The sequence below is a fragment of the Immundisolibacter sp. genome, from assembly GCF_028696615.1.
Lineage (GTDB): Bacteria > Pseudomonadota > Gammaproteobacteria > Immundisolibacterales > Immundisolibacteraceae > Immundisolibacter.
Window position 1 is genome coordinate 1 of sequence record NZ_JAQVGQ010000097.1, and the last position, 9,165, is coordinate 9,165.

Consider the following 9,165-nt stretch of genomic DNA (forward strand, 5'->3'; position numbering starts at 1 on the left):
GGCCGATGGCCAAGAATCCGCGCTGTTTTCACCCAGTCCAAGCCCCGCATGGCCAAGATCCTGTTGTTGCACGGCCCGAACCTGAACCTGCTGGGGCGCCGCGAGCCGTCCATCTATGGCCACGACACACTGGCGGACATCGACGCCCGCGCCGCAGCGCAGGTCACCGCCGCCGGGCACGACATCGTCTGCCGGCAGAGCAACGCCGAGCACCAACTGATCGACTGGGTGCAGGCCGCGCCGGCGGACGGCGTCGGCTTCATCGTCATCAACCCCGGCGGCTACACGCACACCAGCGTGGCGCTGCGTGACGCGCTGGCGGCCGTGGCGTTGCCGTTCATCGAAGTGCATTTGTCGAACGTCGCGGCGCGCGAGCCGTTTCGTCGGCATTCGTATTTTTCCGATCTGGCGGTCGGCACCATCACGGGTCTTGGCGCGCTCGGCTACGAGCTGGCGCTGACCGCGGCGCTGCGCCGGCTGGGCGCTTGAGGCCATGCGCCGGACGCAGCGGCGCCCCGAATCTCACCATCAAGGACACCCATGGACATCCGCAAGATCAAGAAGCTCATGGAGCTGGTGGAGCAATCCGGCATCAACGAGCTCGAGGTGCGCGAGGGCGAGGAATCGATCCGCCTGAGCAAGGCGCCGGCCGGCGTGGTGATGGCGCCGGTGGCCGCGCCGGCCGCCGCACCGGTCGCCCCGGCGGTATCCGCCGCACCCGCCGCCGCGCCGACGCCTGCCCTGCCCGCCGGGCACGTGCTGACCGCGCCGATGGTCGGCACCTTCTACCGCGCGCCCTCGCCGGACAGTCCGCCGTTCGTCGAGGTGGGCAAAACCGTGTCCGCGGGTGACGTGGTCTGCATCATCGAGGCCATGAAGCTGATGAACCAGATCGAGGCCGACAAGGCCGGCGTGGTGGCCGCCATCCTGGTCGAGGACGGCCAGCCGGTGGAGTTCGGCCAGCCGCTGATGATCATCGCCTGACGGGCCGGCGCATGTTCTCCAAAGTGGTGATCGCCAACCGCGGCGAGATTGCGCTGCGCGTGCTGCGCGCCTGCCGGGAGCTGGGCATCGGCACGGTGGCGGTGCACTCCACCGCCGACCGCGACCTGATCCATGTGCGCCTGGCGGACGAATCGGTCTGCATCGGCCCGCCGGAACCCGCCAAGAGCTACCTCAACATCCCGGCCATCATCGCCGCCGCCGAGGTCACCGACGCCGAGGCCATCCACCCCGGTTACGGCTTTCTGTCCGAGAACGCGCAGTTCGCCGAAAGCGTGGAGCGCAGCGGCTTCGTGTTCATCGGCCCGCGCGCGGACACCATCCGCCGCATGGGCGACAAGCTCGAGGCGATCGCGCTGATGAAGGAGCTCGGCGTGCCGACGGTGCCGGGCTCGGGCGGGCCGCTCGGCGACGACGAGGCCGAGAACCAGCGCATCGCGGCCAGCATCGGCTACCCGGTGCTGATCAAGGCGGCCGGCGGCGGCGGCGGGCGCGGCATGCGCGTGGTGCACACCGAGGCGGCGCTCGGCGGCGCCATCGCCACCACCCGCCGCGAGGCCGGCGCCGCGTTCGGCAACGACGTCGTCTACATGGAGAAATACCTCGCCCAGCCGCGCCACATCGAGTTCCAGGTGCTCGGCGACGGCGAGGGGCAGGCCATTCACTTGGGCGAGCGCGACTGCTCCATCCAGCGCCGCCACCAGAAGGTGATCGAGGAAGCCCCGGCGCCCGGCATCACGCCCGAGCAGCGCCTTCGCATGGGCGAGCTGTGCGCGAAGGTGTGCCGCCAGATTCGCTACCGCGGCGCGGGGACGTTCGAGTTCCTGTACGAAAACGGCGAGTTCTATTTCATCGAGATGAACACGCGCATCCAGGTGGAGCACCCGGTGACCGAGGCGGTGACCGGCGTCGATCTGGTGCGCGAGCAGCTGCGCATCGCGGCCGGACTCGGCCTCAGTTACCGACAGGAAGACATCGCCTGGCGCGGGCATGCCATCGAGTGCCGCATCAACGCCGAGGATCCCGCCACTTTCGCGCCCTCACCGGGACGGGTGACGCAGTTCCATGCGCCGGGCGGGCCGGGCATCCGCTTCGACTCGCACCTGTACGACGGCTACGTGGTGCCGCCGTACTACGACTCGATGGTCGGCAAGCTGATCGCGCACGGTGCCGATCGCGACATCGCGCTCGCCCGCGTGCGCACGGCGCTGCAGGAGCTGATCGTGGATGGCATCAAGACCAACACGCCGCTGCACCTGCGGTTGGTGGAAGAAGGCGATTTTCGCCGCGGCGGCGTCAGCATCCACTATCTGGAAAGGCTGCTGGCGAACGGTTGACGGGAGCCTTCAGCCGGGCGGCGGCAGTTCCAGCAACTCGCCGGGCTCGATGCGCCGCCCGGCGAGGAATTCCCGAGCGCTGAGCATGCGCCCGCCCTCGGCCTGCAGCGCGGTCAGCAGCAGGCTGCCCTCGCCGCAGGCCACCTCGACGCCTGGCGCACCGGCGGCCAGCACCTGCCCCGGCGCGCCGCGGCCGGCCAGCACGCACGCGCCGCCGACGCGCAGGCGCTGGCCGCGCCACAGCGTCCAGGCGAGCGGCGCGGGATTGAACGCCCGCACCGCCCGCTCGAGGACCGCGGCCGGCTGCGCCCAGTCGAGCTGCGCCTCGCGCTTGTCGATCTTGGCCGCATAGCAAGCGCCTTCGGCCGGCTGCGGCCGCGCCACCGCAGTGCCGCGTTCGAGATCGGCCACCACCTCGCACAGCGCCTGCGCGCCGAGTGCGGCGAGCCGCTCGCGCAGGCTGCCGGCGGTATCGTCCGGGCGGATCGGTTCCCGGCGCGCCAGAAACACCGGCCCGGTATCGAGCCCGGCGTCCATCTGCATGATGCACACGCCGGTTTCGGCATCGCCGGCCAGCAGCGCGCGCTCGATCGGCGCGGCGCCGCGCCAGCGCGGCAGCAGCGAGCCGTGCACGTTGAGCGCGCCCAGGCGCGGCACGGCGAGAATGGCCGGCGGCAGGATGAGGCCGTAGGCCACCACCACCAGCAGATCGGGCGCCAGTGCGGCCAGTTGCGACGCCGCCTCAGGGGTGCGCAGCCTCGGCGGCTGGCGGACTTCGATGCCGGCCTCTAGCGCCGCCTGCTTGACCGCCGAGGCGGCCAGCTTGCGCCCACGCCCGGCCGGCCGATCCGGCTGCGTGTACACGGCCACCACGCGGTGCCCGGCCGCCAGCAAAGCCTTCAGGCTCGGCACGGCGAACGGCGCCGTGCCGGCAAACACGATGTTCAGACGCGGGTCTCTTCGCGCTGACGCTTGCCGGCCTTCTTGCGCAGGCGGTCCTGCTTCAGGCGCGACAGATAGTCCACGAACAGCTTGCCGTCGAGGTGATCGATCTCGTGCTGCACGCACACGGCGAGCAGGCCGTCGGCGTCCATTTGCTGCGCCTGCCCGTCGCGGTCGAGGTAGCTCACCGTGACCCGCTCGGCCCGCTCGACCTCCTCGAACACGTCGGGCACCGACAGGCAGCCTTCCTCGCATACCTGCACGCCGTCGCGGGCGACGATCCTGGGGTTGATCAACACCTGCAACCGGTCGCGCTCGGCGCTGAGGTCGATCACCACCACGCGCTTGGCCACGCCGACCTGGGTGGCGGCCAGGCCGATGCCCTTGGCGGCGTACATGGTCTGCGCCATGTCGTCGATGAACTGGCGCAGCTGCGCGTCGACGGCGTCTACCGGCTGTGCCTTCTCGCGCAGGCGCGGGTCGGGATAGGTGAGGATTTGCAGCAGGGCCATGGAATTGGAGCGACGGGCATCTGGGCTACACTGCGCCGGCCTCGGGCAGGTGCCTCAAGGAGGCCGCCCACGGGCCGATCAACAGCCTGCCAGGCGGCCCGATCACGGCTCGGGCGCGCACCCATCATACCGGTCGGAACTCGCCCATGACCAGACTATGCCGCTCCCTGTTCGCCCTGCTGGCGGTGTGGCCACTGCTGGCCGGTGCCGAGCAACTGGAACTGCGTCCGGATCACCCGGATGTCTATGTGGTGCAGCGTGGCGACACCTTGTGGGACATTGCCGGCCGCTTCCTGGACAAGCCCTGGCGCTGGCCCGAGTTGTGGGGCGTCAACCCGCAGATCGCCGATCCCAATCTCATTTATCCCGGTGACCGCTTGCGACTGGTGATGACCGCCGACGGCCCGCGCCTGGTACGCGATGGCCAGGGCGGCGGCCCGGGCCGGCTGTCGCCACAAGTCCGCGCCACCCCCCTCGACAACGCGGTGCCGCCCATCCCCTTGGAATACGTGCGGCCGTTCCTGGAGGAGGCGGTGGTGCTGCACAGCCCGCGCGCTGGCGACTTCGCCTACGTGGCCTCGGCCGCCGACGAGCACCTGGCCGGTGGCAACGGTGACCGGGTCTACGGTCGCCAGCTCGGGCAGGACGCCGGCGGCTCGGTGGACATCTTCCGCATCGGCGACGCCTACCGCGACCCCGACAGCGGCGAGACCCTGGGTTACAACGCGCTGTACATCGGCCGCGCGACGGTGCAGCGGGCCGGCGATCCGGCCACGCTGGCCATCGCCGAGGCGCGGCGCGAAGTGCTGGCCGGCGATGTACTGATTCCGACCGACGACCGGCCGCTGAAGGCCGCATACGTGCCACACGCCCCGGATAGCGCAGTGCGCGGGCGCATCATCAGCGTGGTCGATGGCGTATCGCAGATCGGCCGCTACAGCGTGGTGGTGCTCAGCCGCGGCCATCGCGACGGCCTGGAACCCGGACACGTGCTGGAGGTGCGGCAGGTGCCGGCGCCCATCAGCGACCCGGTCGCCCGCCGGCGCCTGCAGCCACCCACCGAGCCGGCCGGCACGGTGATGGTGTTTCGCGTGTTCGACCGCGTGAGCTACGCCCTGGTGATGACCGCCACGCGGCCCATGCACGTGTTCGACGAGGTCGTGCCGCCCTGACGCCAACCGCCGCCGGACTCGCCCTGGCGCGCGTGCCGGGGCTTGGAGTGGTCGCCTGGCGCCGCCTGCTGGCTGCGTTCGGCAGCCCCGCGCGCGTGCTCGGCGCCGGACGCAGCGCGCTGCGCGAGTGCCTTGGGGGGCGAACCGCGTTGGTGGACGGCATTCTCGCCGCGGGCGAGCATCCCCCGCGCGCCGATCTGGCCTGGCTGCAGGGCGGCGCCGACCGCCAGGCGCTGCTCCTGGACCTGCCCGGCTACCCGCCGCGGCTGGCGCAGATCGCGGACCCGCCGCTAGTGCTGCTGGTCGAAGGCGACGTTGCGGCGCTCGGCGCACCGCAACTGGCCATCGTCGGCAGTCGCAACGCCTCACCGGTCGGGCGCGAGACGGCGTTTGCCATGGCGGCATCGCTGGCCGCCTGTGGTCTTGTGATCACCAGCGGCCTTGCCGAGGGCGTGGACGGCGCCGCCCACCGCGGCGCCCTGTCCGGCGGCGGGCTCACGGTGGCCGTACTCGGCACCGGGCCGGACCGCATCTACCCCCGCCAGCACGCCGACTTGGCCGGCGACATCCGGCGCCACGGCGCGCTGGTCAGCGAACAGCCGGTCGGCACGCCGCCACGCGGGTTCAACTTTCCGCGCCGCAACCGCATCATCAGCGGCCTGTCACTCGGCGTGCTCGTGGTCGAGGCAGGCATCCACAGCGGTTCCCTGATCACCGCACATTTGGCCGCCGAGCAAGGGCGCGAGGTGTTCGCCATCCCGGGCGGCATCCACAACCCGCTGGCGCGCGGCTGCCACGCGCTGATCCGCAGCGGCGCCAAACTGGTCGAGACGGTGTCGGACATCCTCGATGAACTGCCACCGCTGCCCGGCGCCCGCGTCCCGGCAACGGCGCCCGGCGCCCACCCTGGCGAGGCGCACGGCAACCCGGTGCTGGCCTGCCTGGGGGACAGCCCGGTCAGCGTCGACGTACTGGTGGCGCGCACCGGATTGACGGTGGCAGAAGTTTCCACCATGCTCTTGACGCTGCAAATGGATGGCCTGGTGACGGCCCTGCCTGGCGGGCTGTTCGGCCGCCATCACGGCCCACCCCCGGCGCGCTGAGGGTATCGATGAAGGAATCCGTTCTCGACGTGTTGATGTTCCTGCTGGATAACTACGGCGAGGACGGCACCATGGACGACGACGACCGGGACGACCTGGCCGGACAACTGGCCAACATGGGCTTCGAAGAAGGCGAAATCGACCACGCCTTTGATTGGCTGGAGAGCCTGGCGCAGGACCCCGAGACCGCCGCCAGTACCGACTGCCTGGCCTGGAGCGACGCCGCGCTGCGCCTGTTCTCGGCAGAAGAGACGCGCCGGCTGACGCTCGAGGCGCGTGGCTTCCTGATTCTGCTCGGTCAGAATCCGGTGGTCGACCGGCCCTCGCTGGACCGCATCATCGATCGAGCCATGGCGCTGGACCTGGACGAGATCGACCTCGACGCCATCAAGTGGGTCACCCTGATGGTGACCTATAACCGGCCCGATACGGCGCACCTGTACGCTTACATGGAAGAGCTGGCGCAGCCCGATTCGCCGCGACGGCTGCAATAATCTTCAGGCCAAGGGCGTGTCGCCGCCCGCACTCGAATACCGCCCCACCGTCACGGGGCCGCCGCTGCGCCCATCATGAGCCAATCGAAAACCGTCGTCGTCGTCGAATCACCCGCCAAGGCCAAGACCATCAAGAAATACCTCGGCCCAGGCTACGAGGTGCTGGCCTCCTACGGCCACGTGCGCGACCTGGTGGCCAAGGAAGGCGCGGTGCTGCCCGAGCAGCAGTTCGCCATGCGCTACGAGGGCATCGAGCGCAACCAGCGGCACGTGGAGGCCATCGCCAAGGCGGTGCGCGGCGCCGAGCGTCTGCTGCTGGCCACCGACCCGGACCGCGAAGGCGAGGCCATCGCCTGGCACCTGGCCGAGCTGCTGCGCGAACGCAAGGCAATCGACGGCAAGCCGGTACAGCGGGTGGTGTTCCATGAAATCACCCAGCGCGCCATCCAGGAGGCGGTCGAGCATCCCGGCGCCATCTCGATGGACTTGGTCAACGCGCAGCAGGCGCGGCGGGCGCTCGATTATCTGGTCGGTTTCAACATCTCGCCGCTGCTGTGGAAAAAAATCCGCCGCGGGCTGTCGGCCGGTCGCGTGCAAAGTCCGGCACTGCGGCTGATCGTCGAGCGCGAAGAGGAAATCGAAGCCTTCGTGCCGCGCGAGTACTGGACGCTCGACGCCATCGCCGGCAAGGGCAAGGTCAGCTTCCCGGCGCGCCTGACGCAGTTCGAAGGCGACAAGATCGAACAGTTCAGCATCGTCGATGCCGAACGCGCGCATCAGGTGCGCGACACCATCGCTGCCCAGGCCGACGGCCAGCTGAAGGTGGCGGCCATCACCCGCCGGTCGCGCAAGCGCAACCCGGCACCGCCGTTCATCACCTCCACCCTGCAGCAGGAGGCGTCCAAGCGCTTCGGCTTCACCGCCCAGCGCACCATGCGCATCGCTCAGCAGCTGTACGAGGGCATCGACATCGGTGCCGGGCCGGTCGGTCTCATTACCTACATGCGCACCGACTCGACCAGCCTGGCGCAGGAGGCCGTGGCCGAGATTCGGCAGGTGATCGACGAGCGCTTCGGCGCCGGCGCGCTGCCCAAGTCGCCTAACGTATTCAAAACCAAAAGCAAAAACGCCCAAGAGGCGCACGAGGCGATTCGCCCGAGCTCGGCCGCGCGCACGCCGGAGTCCCTGCGCGGGCATCTGAGTGCAGAACAACTCAAGCTGTATACGCTGATCTGGAACCGCGCGGTCGCCTGCCAGATGAACCCGGCGCAGATCGACACGGTGGCCGTGGACCTGTGCCCGCCGCAGAACCCGAAAACGCTGCTGCGGGCGACCGGCTCCACCGTGCGGGAACCCGGCTTTCTCGCCGTCTACGACAACCGCGAGGAAGGCGAGGAGGCCGAGTCGAGCCTGCCGGCCCTCGAGCAGGGCGAGCTGGTCGCGCTGCGTGAGCTTAAGGCCAATCAGCACTTCACCGAACCGCCGCCGCGCTACAACGAGGCCAGCCTGATCAAGGCACTGGAGGAGTTCGGCATCGGTCGGCCGTCGACTTACGCCAGCATCATCACCACGCTGCAGCAGCGCGAATACGTGGTATTGGACGGCAAGCGTTTTCGGCCGACCGACGTCGGGCGCGTGGTCAGCCGCTTTTTGACCGAGTTTTTCACCCAGTACGTCGACTACGACTTCACCGCCCGCCTGGAGGACGAGCTCGATGCCGTCTCGCGCGGCGAGGCCGAGTGGATTCCGGTGCTCGAGCGCTTCTGGAAACCGTTCCATGAGCGGGTGGAGCAGACCGAGACGTCGGTCGCGCGGCGCGACGTCACTACCCAGCTGCTCGACGAGGCCTGCCCCGAGTGCGGTAAACCGCTGGCCATTCGCCTGGGCAAGCGCGGCAACTTCATCGGCTGCACCGGCTATCCCGAGTGCAAGTACACGCGCGACATCAAGTCCGACGGCAGCGAACCCGAGCCCGCGCCGGAGCTGCTCGATCGCAAGTGCCCGGAGTGTGGCGGCGACCTCGCCTATAAGCGCGGCCGCTACGGGCGGTTCATCGGCTGCGTGAACTACCCGACCTGCAAGTACGTCGAGCCGCTGAACAAGCCCAAAGATACCGGCGTGGCCTGCCCGGAATGCAAGCAGGGCACACTCATGGAGCGCAAGTCCCGCTACGGCAAGCTGTTTTACTCATGCAGCCGGTATCCGGACTGCAAGTATGCGGTGTGGGATCCACCCATAGCCGAGCCGTGCCCGAAATGCGGCCACGCGATCATGACCATCAAAACCACCAAGCGACGCGGCGTGGAAAAGCTGTGCCCGGTCAAGACCTGCGGCTACCGGGAGCCAGCGCCCGAGCTCGCCGAAGCGGCCGGCTGACCGGCAGCCACCCGGACACGCTGAGTCGGTCGGCGTCCAGCCGCAAGACGGCGCTGCAAGACGCCTACGCGGCGCGGCGCTCCATCAATCCGGAACTTGCACGCTCGATCGATGTCTCGGCCCGGCCGGTCGGGCTTTCTTGGGGCTTGCTGCCATCCAAAACCGGTCAGACGTCGAGGTTGGCAACCGCCAGCGCATTGGCCTCGATGAATTCACGCCGTTGGGCT

The 9,165-nt window shown here is 69.5% G+C and carries 9 protein-coding genes; 7 read left to right on the top strand and 2 right to left on the bottom strand.

Translation table 11 applies throughout. The annotated features are described in order from the left end of the window. The first annotated feature begins 48 nt into the window (after positions 1–48). Genes aroQ through accC form a run of 3 tightly spaced genes read left to right on the top strand, consistent with a single transcriptional unit; the run spans position 49 to position 2,339 of the window. Positions 49–489 carry a type II 3-dehydroquinate dehydratase gene (gene aroQ / locus PHC73_RS07865; RefSeq protein WP_300126486.1) on the top strand — a complete coding sequence of 147 codons (441 nt, stop codon included), beginning with the start codon at positions 49–51 and terminating at the stop codon, positions 487–489. A gap of 51 nt (positions 490–540) precedes the next feature. Beyond that, entirely contained in the window at positions 541–984 is a 444-nt protein-coding gene (accB, locus tag PHC73_RS07870; protein WP_300126488.1) for an acetyl-CoA carboxylase biotin carboxyl carrier protein, read from the top strand. A gap of 11 nt (positions 985–995) precedes the next feature. After that, positions 996–2,339: an acetyl-CoA carboxylase biotin carboxylase subunit gene (gene accC, locus PHC73_RS07875; RefSeq protein WP_300126490.1), complete on the top strand. Its 1,344-nt coding sequence runs from the start codon at positions 996–998 to the stop codon at positions 2,337–2,339. 9 nt (positions 2,340–2,348) lie between these two features. Here accC and fmt read toward each other — a convergent pair whose 3' ends face one another. Both fmt and def read right to left on the bottom strand, forming a co-directional pair. After that, positions 2,349–3,287 (bottom strand): methionyl-tRNA formyltransferase, encoded by a 939-nt coding sequence (gene fmt / locus PHC73_RS07880; RefSeq protein WP_366949833.1) that lies wholly within the window; start codon positions 3,285–3,287, stop codon positions 2,349–2,351. Next, positions 3,284–3,793 (bottom strand): peptide deformylase, encoded by a 510-nt coding sequence (gene def / locus PHC73_RS07885; RefSeq protein ID WP_300126494.1) that lies wholly within the window; start codon positions 3,791–3,793, stop codon positions 3,284–3,286. The genes fmt and def overlap by 4 nt, the downstream gene beginning before the upstream one ends. 146 nt (positions 3,794–3,939) lie before the next feature. Here def and PHC73_RS07890 point away from each other — a divergent pair, with 146 nt between their 5' ends. The 4 genes from PHC73_RS07890 (at position 3,940) to topA (ending at position 8,938) form a co-directional block, all read left to right on the top strand. Further along, positions 3,940–4,965, top strand: a complete 1,026-nt coding sequence (locus tag PHC73_RS07890; RefSeq protein ID WP_300126496.1) for a LysM peptidoglycan-binding domain-containing protein — start codon at positions 3,940–3,942, stop codon at positions 4,963–4,965. Between the two features lie 47 nt (positions 4,966–5,012). Further along, the gene (dprA, locus tag PHC73_RS07895; protein WP_300126497.1) at positions 5,013–6,068 is read left to right on the top strand and encodes a DNA-processing protein DprA; all 1,056 of its coding nucleotides are present in this window, start codon (positions 5,013–5,015) and stop codon (positions 6,066–6,068) included. 8 nt (positions 6,069–6,076) lie between these two features. Continuing rightward, the gene (locus tag PHC73_RS07900) at positions 6,077–6,562 is read left to right on the top strand and encodes a DUF494 family protein (protein WP_300126498.1); all 486 of its coding nucleotides are present in this window, start codon (positions 6,077–6,079) and stop codon (positions 6,560–6,562) included. A 75-nt stretch (positions 6,563–6,637) separates the two neighbouring features. Next, positions 6,638–8,938, top strand: coding sequence for a type I DNA topoisomerase (topA, locus tag PHC73_RS07905; RefSeq protein WP_300126500.1), 2,301 nt, complete (start codon positions 6,638–6,640; stop codon positions 8,936–8,938). Positions 8,939–9,165: the final 227 nt, after the last annotated feature.